Raw genomic sequence first — 13,825 nt, 5'->3', positions numbered from 1 at the left:
CACCCGTCTGCCACTCACCCCGAAGGATGCGTTCGACTTGCATGTGTTAAGCCTGCCGCCAGCGTTCGTTCTGAGCCAGGATCAAACTCTCAAGTTGAAGAATTTGATCTCGACTATAGTCACTACGCAAATTGACAGAGTACCTCCATACTCCAGCGTTTCCACTGAAGCGGTGTACTCACCAAAGCATAGAACTGGTCGATGTATCTTACAGCAGCTCGTAAAAGCTGCCCGCAAGGACACCGCCGCCTACGCTTCTCTTCCCCTCTCAACAATGTCAAAGAGCAAAATTCCCCGCCACCAAAGACGAAGAACAGAACCTCGAACCATCCTGCCGCTCGAAGCGCCAGGATCCTCAAGGCCCCGTCAGGCCAGCCACCTCAGTGGCCGCCGTCGATGAACCCTATTTAGTCAAAGCCCGGACCGGTGTCAACAGTATTCGAAAAGAATTTGAAAGTTCTTCTCGAGGGAAGACCGCAGCCGCACAAGTATAGACACAGTAATTCCGTTCACAGAAATGAGATCATTTCCGCGTTGACCTTGCTGCCAGGCCCAAACCCGCAGCCCATGCCGGACAAGAACCGCCAGAGGAGCATCCCAATGCAGCAACGTTACCGTCGAACCGCCGAAGCTCTTGGCCACGCCTGAAGAAAACCTCCAGGCCACCCACACAGCAAAGATAAAGACCAAAGCGAAACGCCCCAGACCAAACCAAAACAACCATGCAGGGAAAAGAACACCCTCAGGCCCAGACAGCCCAAGGGAAGCGCCCATATAAACACCCCCGGACATTTTGCAAGAGGGTTGTCGCAACACTCGATGCAGGTGGGGAGGTCCGTACGAAACTTACTGAGAAGATATGGTGTTTCTTTCCGGGATAGCAAGATTGATCCTCAGGTTGGTGCCTTATCGGACTTCCCTGACTAAGCAGGAGCACGCTGTAGGCTCTATGGCGCAGAGGCTTGCGCGAAGGAGGTGTGCTATAGGAGCGCAGTTGTAGCCGCTGCCAACCGCAGACGAATGCTTATATTGGGTACCCCGTGAAATGAGGCTTCTTTGACACATACAGTTTTGCCAGCCATTCAGCCTCCACTAAATGGGCCAACCGCTGAGCTTCTGGTCAATGCGGTCACGGACATTGCTCTTGTTGTCCTTGATGCCAGTGGGGTCATCATCAGCTGGAACAGAGGGGCAGAGCTAATCTATGGCTGGACCCGGGACGAGGTTATCGGGAAGCCGGTCACCCTTCTCTATGCGCCTGAAGGCTCATCACAGGACAGACTGCCCCAGGAACTCGAGTTGGTCCGCGAGAGGGGACGCTACGAAGCTCAGGGACTGAGATCCCGCAAGGATGGCTCCACCTTCATGGCCAGGGTCACGGTCACTCCGGTCACAAGTGCCGATACCGCGAGCGGCGACTTTGCCATGGTCACGCGTGACATTACCGAGTGGATCACGGCCGAAGAAGCCCTCAGGACACGGGAAGCCCACCTGCGGTCTATCCTGGAGACCGTTCCGGATGCCATGGTGGTTATCGACGAGCAGGCTCGTATCCAGTCGTTCAGCGCAACGGCGGTTCGTCTCTTCGGATACGAGCCGGACGAGGTCATCGGCGAGAACATCAAGATCCTCATGCCGAACCCATATCGAGAGCAGCACGACGGCTACATGCATCGCTATCTGAGGACGGGGGAGAGACGGATCATCGGGATCGGGCGTGTCGTCGTCGGGCAACGCAAGGATGGCTCTACCTTCCCCATGGAGCTAGCCGTGGGAGAGATGCGGTCAGGAGGCATTCGCTACTTCACGGGCTTCATCCGGGATCTGACCGAGCGACAGCAGACGGAAACGCGGCTGCAGGAACTCCAATCCGAACTCGTCCATATGTCCCGCTTCACGGCGTTGGGCGAAATGGCCTCAACCCTGGCGCACGAGATCAACCAACCCCTGACGGCGATTACGAATTATCTCAAAGGATGCCGACGCATCCTTGAGCGCATGGAGGGCGATACTGTTCCCATGCTCCGGGATGCCGTCAACGAAGCCGGGGAGCAGGCCCTGAGAGCAGGGCAGGTGATCCGGCATCTGCGTGAGTTCGTCGCCCGCGGCGAGAGCGAGCGCCATATCGAGAACCTGCCCAAGCTTATCGAAGAGGCCAGCGCGCTTTCCCTCGTCGGGGCCAAGGAACAGGGAGTACGGGTCATGTTTCAGTTCGACCCGGACGCTCCCTACGTCCTGGCTGATCGGATCCAGGTTCAGCAGGTTCTGCTCAATCTGATTCGAAATGCTATCGAGGCCATGCAGGAGAGCACGCGCCGTGAACTGAGGATTGCGACTGCGCTGGTCGATGAAAGTCATGTTGAGTTGATCGTGGAGGATACGGGCCCTGGGCTTGCTCCCGAGGTCGCCGCACAGCTATTCCAGCCCTTCGTATCCACCAAGAAGCACGGAATGGGTGTTGGCCTGTCGATCTGCCGGACCATCGTGGAGTCGCATGGTGGAAAGATCTGGGCGGACTCGAGGCAGGGTGAGGGGACGACCTTCCATTTCACCCTCAGGACGATCAAGCGAGAGGAGATGGCGAATGCCGAATGATGTGGCCGTGCATGTGGTTGACGATGACGTTGCCGTCCGGAAGTCGCTGGCCTTCCTGCTGGCATCGGAAGGCCTTCCCGTGCGCCTGCATGAATCGGCCTCGGCTTTCCTCGACGAGGTAGTGAGCGCGGAAGCGGGGTGCATCGTCACGGATGTGCGAATGCCCGGCATCGACGGCATCGAACTCATCCGGCGCCTCAAGGAGCGGGGCATCACGCTGCCGGTCATCGTCATCACCGGCCATGCCGATGTCCCCATGGCGGTCGAGGCCATGAAGGAAGGGGCCATCGACTTTCTTGAGAAGCCGTTCGGGGACGAGGCCTTTCTGGCCACAGTGCGCGAGGCTCTCTCCCGTCACGAGAAGAGCAGCCATCAGGATGCTCAAGTGGCCCAGATCCAGTCTCGCTTCGAGGGGCTCTCAGAGCGAGAGCGGCAGGTTCTGGATGGCCTCGTGGCCGGCAAGGCCAATAAGGTCATTGCTTATGATCTCGGCATCAGCCCCCGGACGGTGGAGATCTACCGGGCCAACGTCATGGCCAAAATGCAGGCCAAAAGCCTGTCGGAACTCGTCCGTCTGGCTCTGCTGATCCATGCAAGCTAGCTCCTTAAGGAATTTTCCTGAGTAGGGAACAGGCCTGCCTTGTGCATAATCCGGAAGTGGCCGAGTGCATCCAGTTTCGGCCGTATTCGAGGAACAAGCAGGCTTCATCGATGTCTCAGCTCACGGGACCGGTCATCGTCGTGGACGACGATGCCGCGGTCCGCAACTCATTGAAGTTTGCCCTGGAGCTTGAGGGCCTGTCGGTGCGACTGTTCAAGGACGGTAGCGAGCTTTTGGCCGCGACGGATCTGCCGCGGAACGGGTGCTTCGTCATCGACTACAACATGCCAGGCATGACAGGTATCGAACTCGTCACGAAGCTTCGGCAGCGCCAGATTGACAGCCCCGCGATCCTCATCGCCTCCCGGGTGAGCGATGACCTTCATGGCCGGGCAGCAGAGTCAGGATTCCGTAGGGTCCTTGAGAAGCCCCTCCACGACAGCGACCTGCTCGACAGCATTCATGCTGCTCTGGCGTAATCTCTAGACAGCAGTCTGATCCCTCACCTTGCGCAGCAGGGGAGCGGCTTATTGTTTGAGTCCGAACACGACAAAAGCCTGAAAGCTCCGCAGCCATGCATGGCTGCGGAGCTTTCAGGCTTATCCGTGTCGGAACGCGTGGTGATGAATCACGCCTCCTCGATCATGCATTCAGGCGCTCAAGTGCCGCCTTGTTGCTCAGCAGGACGTGGCGGGCGGAGGGAAGCTCGATGACTCCCTGGCGCTCGAGCTGCGTGAAGGAGCGGGAGACCGTCTCGATCGTCAGGCCGAGGTGATCGGCAATGTCGGTGCGTGACATGGGCAGGTCGAGTGCATCGTCACCGGAGGTACGCTCCGCCATGTCGAGGAGGAATGTCGCGATCTTCTCGATGGCCGATTTACGACCCAGCAGCAGCATGTGGTTCTGAGCCCGGACCAGGGAGCGCATCATGCCCATTGTCATGTCCTGAGCAAGCTGCGTATCGCTGCCCATCAGAGCGCCGAGATTGCCGCGCCGGTAGGCAATGACGACGCAGTCGCCGACGGCCTCGGCGCAGAACCGGTACTCATCGCCGGCCTCGATGCCGAAGATGTCGCCAGCCAAGTGGAAGGCGTCGATCTGGCGGCGACCGTCGCTCAGGAGCTTGGAGGTGCGGATGACGCCCGAGAGCACCTTGTAGACATACGCAGCGCGGTCACCTTCTGCGAAGATTTCCTCGTCCTTAGCGTAGGAATGGACGGACCCCACTGCCGGAGCCGCCATATCGCCCGACTTGCGGAACTGCGGGGCTTCCAAAGTGAAGATAGGAAGGGCCGATGAGGAAGCCTTGGTGAGGAGCGCAGTCTGCATCGAACCCTCGTGATCTCGTGAAGTGACGTTGGATCATGGGTACTGCTGAACCGGCTGGGCTAAAATTCAGGTCTGATACCTAAGGGGTTTTCCTGAGGTGAGTCTCGGCACACTCAAGCACCACCCGCCTTTAGAAGAATTACGCGAGAGCGCCGGCCAGGAATGCTCCCAGAACAGCTCCACTCAGAAGAGCGCCATCGTGGAGACCGAGGAGCCACCGGAAGACCGGACCTTTGCCGTTCACCCACAGGGTGGTGCCGAGCATGATCAGCGACCATCCCATTCCAACTAGAGCCGCAGAGGCCGAGAAGCCGCCGGCCGAGTTGGATACGGCGAAGGCGTAGGCGCCGGTTGCCAGGAGAAAGCAGCCGCCGGACGACAGGAGGCGGGGGCGGGCAGCCTGGGGAAGGACCGCCAGGATCAGGGATGGCGCATACATGGCCATGACGTGCCATGCCACGGCTCCGACCACAGCCTCCGATGGAGCGCATCCGATTACCGCGATGGGAGTGGCACCCATCAGAGCCGTCATGACAAACCAGCCGCCGCTGCCGATAGCCGTGGGAAGGAGGATCGAGCGCCACCCTTGCAGCCCTGTAGCCTCGCTCTTGTGCTCCCGGCGTTGCTGATAAGGGAGAGCTGCCGTCGCGGCGAGCGACGCGCCGTGGGCGAGCGCCGCCGCTGCCGCCGTGCCGGCGAAAGCCCGGGGAAGCGCCACAGCTTCCGCCAGACTCGCGATGCTCGGGGCCGCCAGTCCGGCCAGGGTTGCCGCTCCAAACACGATGAGGAGCGCCGTGAGGCTTCTACCGCCGACCGGCACGGCGGCATGGCGGTAGAAGAGGCTGAAGCCGCCCGCAATTCCAAGCCAGAATGCGCCGAGCACCAGCGCGCCGAAATGCATGGAGACAAGGGCCCACACGAGCACCATGCCGCCGGCCGCGCCGAGGCTTGCCCCTAAGGAGAAGGCGGCGCGGCGTCCGAAGGAATCAAGAAGGAGCGAAGCCGGCAGGCTGGCCAGGGCAGCCCCGATATAGAAGGCAGCATAGGGCAGGCTCGCCAAGCTCTGGCTGGGGGCCAGCGAAAGGCCTGCCAGAGGCAGGATGCTGAGGGTCAGAACCTGGGCGAGCACGGAGAACGCAAAGCTGGTCGCCAGAAGCGCCGTGCCCCGGCGGTCAGCCGCCTTGTCGCCCAAGGCTCCAGGCTCGCAGATACATTCGAGCTGTCCCGCCCGGGGCATGGCGGCCAGGGAGGTCATTTCGCGAGATCATCATCGGACAGGACGCGCACGGCCGCGCCTTGCACGTCGTCATACTGACCGTTCCTGAGCGACCACATGAAGGCCGCAAGCCCGGTCAATCCAAGCAGCAGGGCCATGGGAACGAGATAGATGAGAACTTCCATGAGTTCAGGCTCCTTGTGGCACCGGAGCGGCGTCGGCAGGGTTGGGTTGCTCCGCCGGGGCGAGAGGCGCGCGGCCCCGCGCCCGGAGGGCGCTCAGGGTTACGATGGTCGACGATCCGGACATGGCGAGCGCCGCGAAGAGGGGAGTGACATAGCCGAAAAAGGCGAGCGGCACCGCGACAAGGTTGTAGACAAGGGCTATGCCGAGGTTCTGACGCATCAGGCTGTGGGCGCGACGGGAGATTTGAATCGTCTCCTGCACGGGCTGGAGCTTGTCTCCGAGGAACACCGCATCGGCCTGGGCCTGGGTCAGGTCGGCGGCGCTGATCGGAGACAGGGACACATGAGCAGCAGCCAGGGCCGGGGCGTCGTTGAGACCATCGCCGACCATCAGCACCTTGCGGCCCTCGGCCTTCAGTGCGTCGAGCGCCTCGATCTTCTCGGCGGGCTTGCAGCCTCCACGCCATGTAGAGACGCCAAGGGCAGCTGCGATGGGAGCAACGGCTTCGGGTCGGTCGCCCGAGAGGATGCGGCAATCGAACCCGCGCCGACGCAGATCGGTCACGACGGCAACGGCATCGGGGCGCAGGGCCTGGCGGACCAGGAGGACGGCACGCTTGTCACCCCAGGAAAGAGCGATGACGGACGCAGTCGGATCGCTCGAGGCAGCTTCCTTCTCTAGGTCTTCGGCATCGCAGTAGGCAGGGCTGCCAAGCCGCATCTCGATGTCGTCCACATTGGCCCTCACACCCCGGCCGGGCTCCTCGACGACATCTTCATAGGGGCGTCGGTCCTGAGCCATCTTCGCCACGGCGACGGCAAGCGGATGGTGGCTGGACAGAGCGAGACGGCCCGCTGCCTGGAGGAGACCAGGCTCCAGATCATGCGCATTGACTACGCTCATGCTCGGCAGGGTCAGGGTGCCGGTCTTGTCGAACACGATGGTATCCACCTCCGCCAGCCGCTCGAAGGCGTCGCCCGCGTTCAGGAACACGCCGGCGCGGAAGAGGGCCCCGGAGGCAACCACCTGGACCACCGGCACGGCAAGGGCCAGGGCGCAGGGGCAGGTGATGATGAGCACCGAGATGGCCGTGATCAGCGCATCGTGAACCGAAGCGCCGCTCGCGATCCAGGCGATTGCCGTAAGGGCTGCCGCCGTATGCACGATGGGGGCATAGACCTTGGCCACGCGATCGGCGAGTTGAACGTAGCGGGACTTCGCCGCGGCCGCATTCTCGAGCAAGCGCTCGACCTCGTCGAGGAGCGTGCCCTTGCCCGCGGCGGTCACCCGCAAAGTCAGGGTGCCATTGTAGTTCATGCTTCCGGCATAGACCTGGCTGTCGGCCCTCACAGCTCGGTGGGCCGTCTCGCCGGTCACGAGGCTCTCGTCGATCTCGGAGCATCCGGAGATGACGACACCATCCACGGCGACACGCTCGCCGGGACGGACCAGAACCCGGTCGCCGGCATTCAAAGCGGCAGTGGGAACCAGCACGGCCTCGCCGTTGTGGTCAATCTTGTGCGCGACTTCGGCCCTATAGGACGCGAGGTTGCTCGCCACCGTGCGGGTCTTCCGGCGCATGGCCTGATCCAGGTAGCGGCCGCAGAGCAGGAAGAACAGCAGCATGACCACCGAGTCGAAATAGGTGTGCTCGGCGGAGTTGATCGTCTCGACAACGGACATGCCGAGCGCCAGCAGGATGCCGATGACGATCGGCACGTCCATGTTGGTGCGGCCGTTCCGCAGGGCGCCCATGGCGCTCTGAAAGAAGGGCTGGCCGGCATAGGCCACGGCCGGTAAGGCGATGAGAGCCGCCAGCCAATGGAAGAAGTCCCGGATCTCGGGCGTAATGTCAGTGACGTTGCCGGACCAGACGGACACCGCCAGCAACATGATGTTCATGGAGGCAAAGCCCGCCACCGCCAGGCATTTCAGAAGCCACTTGGCGCGGCGCGTCTCCTCCTCTTCGACGAGACGGGCCTGGAAGGGGTGAGCCCTGTAGCCGATCCTCTGCAGTTCCTCTACGACGGCGGCAGGGGACAACTCCCCGTCCCGCCACTCCACGGCGAGACGGTGATTGGTGTAGTTCAGTCGCGCTTCGACCACCCCCGGCAACTGGCACAGCCCGCCCTCGATCTCGTCGATGCAGGCGGCGCAATCGATCCCCTCGATGGCGAGATCGAGATGGGCCGTGCCGTCATCCTGGCGTTTGACGTAGATGGAAAGGTCGAGGGTTTCGGCCATCGGACAGGATCCTTAGAGCGAGACGCGGCTCTTTGAGCGGAAGACGGTCTCCGTCTCGCGCTTCAGGCCGATGACGAGATCCCAGGGGCCTTTGGGCATGGGGGTGAGGCTCTTGAACTGGCCAGGGGTCAGCTCCACGAACTCCACCGAGAGATCGCGGCGCTTGTCGGTCGGGTGGGCGAGGCGCACCTCGGCGACGAGGCCGGACAGCGCCTGGCCCTGGGCATCACGCGCGGTGATGACCACGCCGGGATTGTCGCCGCGCTGCAGGGTGGCTTCGACGGACCAGTGGCGCGCATCCTGGGCCTGAGCGGCTGCGATGTCGTTCTTGAAGGACAGCCCCGCCTTGTAGGAGCTTTCGGTCTCCACACCGCTGAAGCTCGAGAGGGCCACGCGCACCATGTAGAAGTTCATGGCGAAGACGATCCCGAAGAAGCCAAGGAAGTAGATCAGGACCGTGCGTCCGGTGATCGGCCTGGGAGTACGGGCTGTGGCGGCAGCGGAAGACATGGCATCAATCCTTAAGGGGCCTTGAAGTGATCGCTTGTCGCGGCTTTGTCGCCGTTGGAGAGATCAGTCAGGATGAACTGGAGATCCGTCGAGGAGGAGGCCGCCGAAGCCGTATCGGTCACGAGCACACGGGCTTCGAGAGTCTGATCCGGACCGACGGTGACGATGGCGCGGCCCTGCTGGTCGACCTCTCCGCCGATGATGTCGATCTTGGCGTCAGCAAGCCCCTCGACCGTGAGGGCATAGCGGCGCTCGTCGAGATGCTTGTTGGCGACCCGGATCGTGAAGCCGTTGCGGATCGAGCCGTCGGAGAGGCGCACGAAGAGCGGGTTCCGGTCATGCATCACGCTCAGATATATGTTCTGCCGCATGGCAAGCGATGTGATCATGATGGCGCCGACCAGGGCGATGATGCCGGCATAGAAGAGGGTCCGGGAACGCACGATGTGACGCACCTCGGGGCGGCCCTCCATACGGGCCTTGACGTTCATTTCCGTGTCATAGGCGATCAGACCCTGCGGGCGGCCGATCTTGTCCATGACGGTGTCGCAGGCATCCATGCACAGGCCGCACTGGATGCAGTCGAGCTGGAGGCCTTTACGGATATCGACACCTGTGGGGCAGACATTGACGCATTGGTTGCAGTCGATGCAGTCGCCGGCCGGCAGGCCTTGCAGCTTGAGAACCTCGTTCTTCTTCACCGAGCCGCGGGGCTCGCCCCGGTCGTAGCGGTAGGTGACGTTCAGGGCGTACTCGTCCGTGAGCGCCGCCTGGATGCGCGGCCAGGGGCACATATAGGTGCAGACCTGCTCACGCATGAAGCCAGCGAGCGTATAGGTCGTGAAGGTAAGAATGCCGATCCAGGTGTAGGCGAGGAGCGGGGCTTGAAGGGTCGCCAGCTCATAGACGAGGGTCGGTGCGTCGGCAAAATAGAGAACCCAGGCGCCGCCGGTCCACCAGGCGATCATGAGCCAGATGAAATGCTTCAGGCCCTTCTGGCCAGCGACCTTGAGGGTCAGCTTCTGCTGGTCTTTGCGCATCCGGTCACGGCGGTCGCCCTCGATCCAGCGCTCCACCGCATAGAACAGGTCCGTCCAAACGGTCTGAGGGCAGAGATAGCCGCACCAGACACGGCCGGCGACGGCGTTCATCAGGAAGAGCGCGAGCGCGGCCAGAACCAGAAGCCCGGTAATGTAATAGACTTCCTGCGGCCAAATCTCGATGAAGAAGAAATAGAAGCGGCCGTTGGCCAGGTCGACCAGGATGGCCTGGTCCGGCGCATTGGGACCACGATCCCAGCGGATGAAGGGCAGGAAGTAGTAGATACCGAGGGTAATGGCGAGCACGACCCACTTGATCGTGCGGTAGCGGCCCTTCACGGCCTGCGGATAGATCTGCTTGCGAGGAGCATAGAGCGGCGCGTCCTCATCCGAGGCGGCAGCTCCAAGAGGATGGGAAAGGGGGGCGTCAGCCATCGAATCCGTCGCGATCACCAGAACGTTGATGACGATGGGATACGATGCAGGCGCCCTGGGCGCCTTGATTCAAATCAAGCTGCGGCCGGAGGTTACCCTCCGACTGCCCGTCCACTCATCAGAGCCCGGATTTCTCAGGGCCGCTGATCTCCCCCCAGAGAATGGACGTAGAGAGTCAGCGCCTTGATGGTCGTATCGTCGAGGCGACCGTGCCAGGTCGGCATCACGCCACCGCGGCCGTTGTTCAAGCCTTCCACGATGGTGGCCTTGTCGGAGCCGAACAGCCAGATCTTATCCGACAGGTTCGGTGCACCGAGATCCTGCATGCCCTGGCCCTTGTCGCCATGGCAGGCAGCGCAGTTGTCAGCGAAGACCTTGGCGCCGGCGTTCAGGTCGGCTGCCTTGTCCGTCGGAAGGCCCGAGAGCGAGCGGACGTAATCCGCCACATGGGAGATCTCCTCGCGCTTGAGCATGCCGTCGCGGCCGAAGGCCGGCATGGTGCCGGAATGGCCCTTGTCGCTGGTGGAGCGTGCTCCGTAGCGGATCGTGTGCTCGACCTGGGCCAGCGAGCCGCCCCAGAGCCAATCGTCGTCGTTCAGGTTCGGGTAGCCCTTGGCGCCTGCGCCGCCCGCACCATGGCAGGGAGCACAGTTGTCGCCGAAGGAAGCCTTGCCCTGGGCTCGCGCGAAGGCGAACATCTCCGGGTCCTGCTTGATCTCGTCGAGCGAGCTGGCCGCGAGCTTTGCCGTCATGCCGGACCGCTGCTGCCTGAGTTCCGCGAGATCGACCTCGACCGCCTCTCGCGACTGCCACCCGAGAACGCCCTTGGTGTAGGAGGACACCATGGGAATGGCCGGATAGGCGATGGCGTAGAGCACCGACCAGACAATGGTCAGGTAGAAGGTCCACAGCCACCAGCGCGGCAATGGGTTGTTGAGCTCCTGGATGTCATCCCAGGTGTGCCCCGTTGTGGTGACGCCTGTGACAGCATCGACCTGTTCGTGAGACTCATGAGCCATGGGATCAATCCTCCTGGAGAGGCATGCGGGAGGCGGCGTCGAAGCGATCCTTCCGCGAAGGGGCGAGGGCGTAGACCAGCACCGTCAGGAAGACCCCGACGAAGTACAGGAGCCCCCAGGTCTGGGCGAATTCGGCAAAGAACTTGTATGCGGCTGGCATGATCGTCGGTCCTCAGCGCACGTTGGCCTTGTTGTCGTAGAGCTTGAAGTCGACCTGCGTGCCGAGCATCTGCAGATAGGCAATCAGGGCGTCCGCTTCGGTGACCTTCTGCGGGTTGCCGTCGAAATTGCGCGACTGAGCGTTCGGATAGCGCTGGGCGAGGTCGGCCGTATTCGGATCGTCCGCATTGGCTTGGGTGCGGATGTCGTTCTCGGCCTTCTTCAGCATATCCTCGGAGTAGGGCACCCCAAGGGTCGCCTGGACCTTCAGATCCTGAGCGATGGACTTCGCATCGAGCTCGTTCTGCTCGAGCCAGGGGTAGCTCGGCATGATCGAGCCGGGCACCACGGCGCGCGGGTCCTTCAGGTGGTCCCGGTGCCAGTCGTCGGAATACTTGTTTCCGAGACGGGCGAGATCCGGACCTGTGCGCTTGGAACCCCACTGGAACGGCCGGTCGTACATGCTCTCGGCCGCCAGGGAGTAGTGGCCATAGCGCTCGACCTCGTCACGCAAGGGCCGAACCATCTGGCTGTGGCAGTTATAGCAGCCTTCGCGCACATAGATGTTGCGGCCGGCCAGCTCGAGGGGGGTGTAGGGCCGGATGCCCTCCACCTTTTCGATGGTGCTCTTCAGGTAGAAGAGGGGCACGATCTCCACGAGACCGCCGATGGAGATCACGATCAGCACGCCGAGGACGAGGATGATCGAGTTGGTCTCGAAGATCTTATGACGGGACCAGAATGACATGGTCGTTTCCTTTACTCCGCAGCGATCAGCGCGGGCTGGATGGCTTGCGAAACTTCTTCGACTTCCTGGCCGGCCGAGATCGTCTTCCAGACGTTCCAGGCCATGATCAGGGAGCCGGCCACGAAGAGTGCGCCGCCGAGTGCACGGATGACATAGAAGGGATGCATCGCCTCGACCGTCTCGATGAACGAGTACTCAAGGAAGCCGAGGCCGGTATAGGCGCGCCACATGAGGCCCTGCAGAATGCCCGCAACCCACATGGACGAGATGTACAGGACGATGCCAAGGGTCGAGATCCAGAAGTGCCAGGAGACGGCCTTCATGGAATAGAGCTCCTTCTTGTTCCACAGCCACGGAACGAGGCAGTAGATCGCCCCGAAGGACACGTAGGCCACCCAGCCGAGAGCGCCGGAGTGAACGTGGCCGATGGTCCAGTCGGTGTAGTGCGACAGGGAGTTCACGGCCTTCACGGACATGAGCGGGCCCTCGAAAGTCGACATGCCGTAGAAGGCGACGGACACGACCATCAGGCGCAGCACAGGATCGGTGCGGAGCTTGTCCCAGGCACCCGAGAGGGTCATGAGGCCGTTGATCATGCCGCCCCAGGAGGGCATCCACAGCATGGTCGAGAACACCATGCCGAGGGTCTGAGCCCAGTCGGGCAGGGCGGTGTAGTGCAGGTGGTGGGGACCTGCCCAGATGTACATGAAGATCAGGGACCAGAAGTGGATGATGGAGAGGCGGTAGGAATAGACCGGCCGCTCGGCTCGCTTCGGGATGAAGTAGTACATGATGGCCAGGAAGCCGGCGGTGAGGAAGAAGCCGACAGCATTATGGCCGTACCACCACTGCACGAGGGCATCCTGCACGCCCGACCATACGATGTAGCTCTTGGGCGAGAAGATCGAAACCGGAATGGTTGCGTTGTTGCCCAGGTGCAGGACCGCGATGGTTAGGATGAAGGCGAGATAGAACCAGTTCGCCACATAGATGTGGGGTTCCTTGCGGCGCATGACCGTGCCGAGGAAGACCAGGAGATAGGCGACCCACACGATGGTCAGCCACAGGTCGGCGTACCACTCGGGCTCGGCATATTCCTTGCCCTGGGTGATGCCGAGCAGATAGCCGGTGCCCGCGATCACGATGAAGAAGTTGTAGCCCAGCACCACGAACCAGGGCGTGATGTCGCCGACGAGGCGGGCGCGGCAGGTGCGCTGCACCACATAGAACGAGCTCGCGATCAGCACGTTGCCGCCGAAGGCGAAGATCACCGCGGAGGTGTGCAGCGGGCGCATCCGGCCGAAGGACAGCCAGGAGGTGTCGAAGTTGAGCGCCGGAAACGCCAGCTGGAGGGCGATCAGGAGGCCAATGGTGAAGCCGGCAATACCCCAGATCACGGACGCGATGGTCGCGAACTTGACCGGGCCCATGTTGTAGTTCGGCTTGCCGCCGATGGTCTGCGGGGGCCGCTGAGCCGGGCGCTCATAGTACCGGTTCACGATCGCGAACGTGGCGGCGACGCTGGCTGCCGCGAAAAGATAGGCGTGGAAGGCGTATTCAGGCGTATAGGCCTTCGCCGCGATGATGATGCTGAGGAGTGCCAGTCCGGCGAAGGCAAGGGCTGACCCCGCTTCGCCGAAGGTCATTCCCTTTGAGGGTGCAACCGCTTGAGCCATAGGCTTCGACCTTTTGAAAATACCGGCAAAGCCTGGAGCTTTACCGTCATCAGAATCCTTTAGGGGG

General features: G+C 62.1%; 14 protein-coding genes and 1 rRNA gene. 3 read left to right on the top strand and 12 right to left on the bottom strand.

All coding sequences use genetic code 11. The features are described from left to right. Both MA07_RS01455 and MA07_RS29385 read right to left on the bottom strand, forming a co-directional pair. Window positions 1-97: ribosomal RNA gene (locus MA07_RS01455) — 16S ribosomal RNA — on the bottom strand; the annotation flags it as partial. 332 nt (window positions 98-429) lie between these two features. Further along, a complete protein-coding gene (locus MA07_RS29385; protein ID WP_152568679.1) occupies window positions 430-774 on the bottom strand; it encodes a hypothetical protein in 345 nt (114 codons plus the stop codon). 282 nt (window positions 775-1,056) lie between these two features. Here MA07_RS29385 and MA07_RS01450 point away from each other — a divergent pair, with 282 nt between their 5' ends. The 3 genes from MA07_RS01450 (at window position 1,057) to MA07_RS01440 (ending at window position 3,675) form a co-directional block, all read left to right on the top strand. Then, on the top strand, window positions 1,057-2,595 hold the full coding sequence (locus MA07_RS01450; protein ID WP_052002709.1) for a PAS domain S-box protein: 1,539 nt from the start codon (window positions 1,057-1,059) through the stop codon (window positions 2,593-2,595). Further along, window positions 2,585-3,196 (top strand): response regulator FixJ, encoded by a 612-nt coding sequence (gene fixJ / locus MA07_RS01445; RefSeq protein ID WP_036346056.1) that lies wholly within the window; start codon window positions 2,585-2,587, stop codon window positions 3,194-3,196. The genes MA07_RS01450 and fixJ overlap by 11 nt, the downstream gene beginning before the upstream one ends. A 110-nt stretch (window positions 3,197-3,306) precedes the next feature. Beyond that, a complete protein-coding gene (locus MA07_RS01440) occupies window positions 3,307-3,675 on the top strand; it encodes a response regulator (protein WP_036346054.1) in 369 nt (122 codons plus the stop codon). A gap of 163 nt (window positions 3,676-3,838) precedes the next feature. On the opposite strand, the gene MA07_RS01435 is transcribed toward MA07_RS01440, so the two are convergent. The 10 genes from MA07_RS01435 to ccoN all read right to left on the bottom strand — a co-directional run bounded on the left by MA07_RS01435 (window position 3,839) and on the right by ccoN (window position 13,758). Further along, window positions 3,839-4,525, bottom strand: coding sequence for a helix-turn-helix domain-containing protein (locus MA07_RS01435; RefSeq protein WP_036346051.1), 687 nt, complete (start codon window positions 4,523-4,525; stop codon window positions 3,839-3,841). A 139-nt stretch (window positions 4,526-4,664) separates the two neighbouring features. Continuing rightward, window positions 4,665-5,780: a hypothetical protein gene (locus MA07_RS01430; protein ID WP_036346049.1), complete on the bottom strand. Its 1,116-nt coding sequence runs from the start codon at window positions 5,778-5,780 to the stop codon at window positions 4,665-4,667. Further along, a complete protein-coding gene (gene ccoS / locus MA07_RS01425; RefSeq protein ID WP_036346046.1) occupies window positions 5,777-5,926 on the bottom strand; it encodes a cbb3-type cytochrome oxidase assembly protein CcoS in 150 nt (49 codons plus the stop codon). The genes MA07_RS01430 and ccoS overlap by 4 nt, the downstream gene beginning before the upstream one ends. 4 nt (window positions 5,927-5,930) lie before the next feature. Then, on the bottom strand, window positions 5,931-8,171 hold the full coding sequence (locus tag MA07_RS01420; protein ID WP_036346045.1) for a heavy metal translocating P-type ATPase: 2,241 nt from the start codon (window positions 8,169-8,171) through the stop codon (window positions 5,931-5,933). Between the two features lie 12 nt (window positions 8,172-8,183). Next, a complete protein-coding gene (locus MA07_RS01415; protein WP_036346043.1) occupies window positions 8,184-8,681 on the bottom strand; it encodes a FixH family protein in 498 nt (165 codons plus the stop codon). Window positions 8,682-8,692: 11 nt separating this feature from the next. After that, window positions 8,693-10,156, bottom strand: a complete 1,464-nt coding sequence (gene ccoG, locus MA07_RS01410; RefSeq protein ID WP_036346062.1) for a cytochrome c oxidase accessory protein CcoG — start codon at window positions 10,154-10,156, stop codon at window positions 8,693-8,695. 134 nt (window positions 10,157-10,290) lie between these two features. Beyond that, the gene (gene ccoP / locus MA07_RS01405) at window positions 10,291-11,175 is read right to left on the bottom strand and encodes a cytochrome-c oxidase, cbb3-type subunit III (RefSeq protein WP_036346041.1); all 885 of its coding nucleotides are present in this window, start codon (window positions 11,173-11,175) and stop codon (window positions 10,291-10,293) included. A gap of 4 nt (window positions 11,176-11,179) precedes the next feature. Then, window positions 11,180-11,335, bottom strand: a complete 156-nt coding sequence (locus tag MA07_RS01400) for a cbb3-type cytochrome c oxidase subunit 3 (protein WP_036346039.1) — start codon at window positions 11,333-11,335, stop codon at window positions 11,180-11,182. A gap of 12 nt (window positions 11,336-11,347) precedes the next feature. Further along, entirely contained in the window at window positions 11,348-12,082 is a 735-nt protein-coding gene (gene ccoO, locus MA07_RS01395; protein ID WP_036346037.1) for a cytochrome-c oxidase, cbb3-type subunit II, read from the bottom strand. Window positions 12,083-12,093: 11 nt separating this feature from the next. Continuing rightward, the gene (gene ccoN / locus MA07_RS01390) at window positions 12,094-13,758 is read right to left on the bottom strand and encodes a cytochrome-c oxidase, cbb3-type subunit I (protein ID WP_036346034.1); all 1,665 of its coding nucleotides are present in this window, start codon (window positions 13,756-13,758) and stop codon (window positions 12,094-12,096) included. Window positions 13,759-13,825 lie beyond the last annotated feature (67 nt).

Source organism: Microvirga sp. BSC39 (assembly GCF_000739015.1).
GTDB lineage: Bacteria > Pseudomonadota > Alphaproteobacteria > Rhizobiales > Beijerinckiaceae > Microvirga.
This window is presented reverse-complemented; position numbering and strand designations above follow the sequence as displayed.

Excerpts from the sequence above, each read along its gene's own strand:
- MA07_RS29385 (WP_152568679.1), bottom strand. The coding sequence starts at position 774 with ATGGGCGCTTCCCTTGGGCTGTCTGGGCCTGAGGGTGTTCTTTTCCCT.
- fixJ (WP_036346056.1), top strand. The coding sequence starts at position 2,585 with ATGCCGAATGATGTGGCCGTGCATGTGGTTGACGATGACGTTGCCGTC.
- MA07_RS01440 (WP_036346054.1), top strand. The coding sequence starts at position 3,307 with ATGTCTCAGCTCACGGGACCGGTCATCGTCGTGGACGACGATGCCGCG.
- MA07_RS01435 (WP_036346051.1), bottom strand. The coding sequence starts at position 4,525 with ATGCAGACTGCGCTCCTCACCAAGGCTTCCTCATCGGCCCTTCCTATC.
- MA07_RS01430 (WP_036346049.1), bottom strand. The coding sequence starts at position 5,780 with ATGACCTCCCTGGCCGCCATGCCCCGGGCGGGACAGCTCGAATGTATC.
- ccoS (WP_036346046.1), bottom strand. The coding sequence starts at position 5,926 with ATGGAAGTTCTCATCTATCTCGTTCCCATGGCCCTGCTGCTTGGATTG.
- MA07_RS01420 (WP_036346045.1), bottom strand. The coding sequence starts at position 8,171 with ATGGCCGAAACCCTCGACCTTTCCATCTACGTCAAACGCCAGGATGAC.
- MA07_RS01415 (WP_036346043.1), bottom strand. The coding sequence starts at position 8,681 with ATGTCTTCCGCTGCCGCCACAGCCCGTACTCCCAGGCCGATCACCGGA.
- ccoG (WP_036346062.1), bottom strand. The coding sequence starts at position 10,156 with ATGGCTGACGCCCCCCTTTCCCATCCTCTTGGAGCTGCCGCCTCGGAT.
- ccoP (WP_036346041.1), bottom strand. The coding sequence starts at position 11,175 with ATGGCTCATGAGTCTCACGAACAGGTCGATGCTGTCACAGGCGTCACC.
- MA07_RS01400 (WP_036346039.1), bottom strand. The coding sequence starts at position 11,335 with ATGCCAGCCGCATACAAGTTCTTTGCCGAATTCGCCCAGACCTGGGGG.
- ccoO (WP_036346037.1), bottom strand. The coding sequence starts at position 12,082 with ATGTCATTCTGGTCCCGTCATAAGATCTTCGAGACCAACTCGATCATC.
- ccoN (WP_036346034.1), bottom strand. The coding sequence starts at position 13,758 with ATGGCTCAAGCGGTTGCACCCTCAAAGGGAATGACCTTCGGCGAAGCG.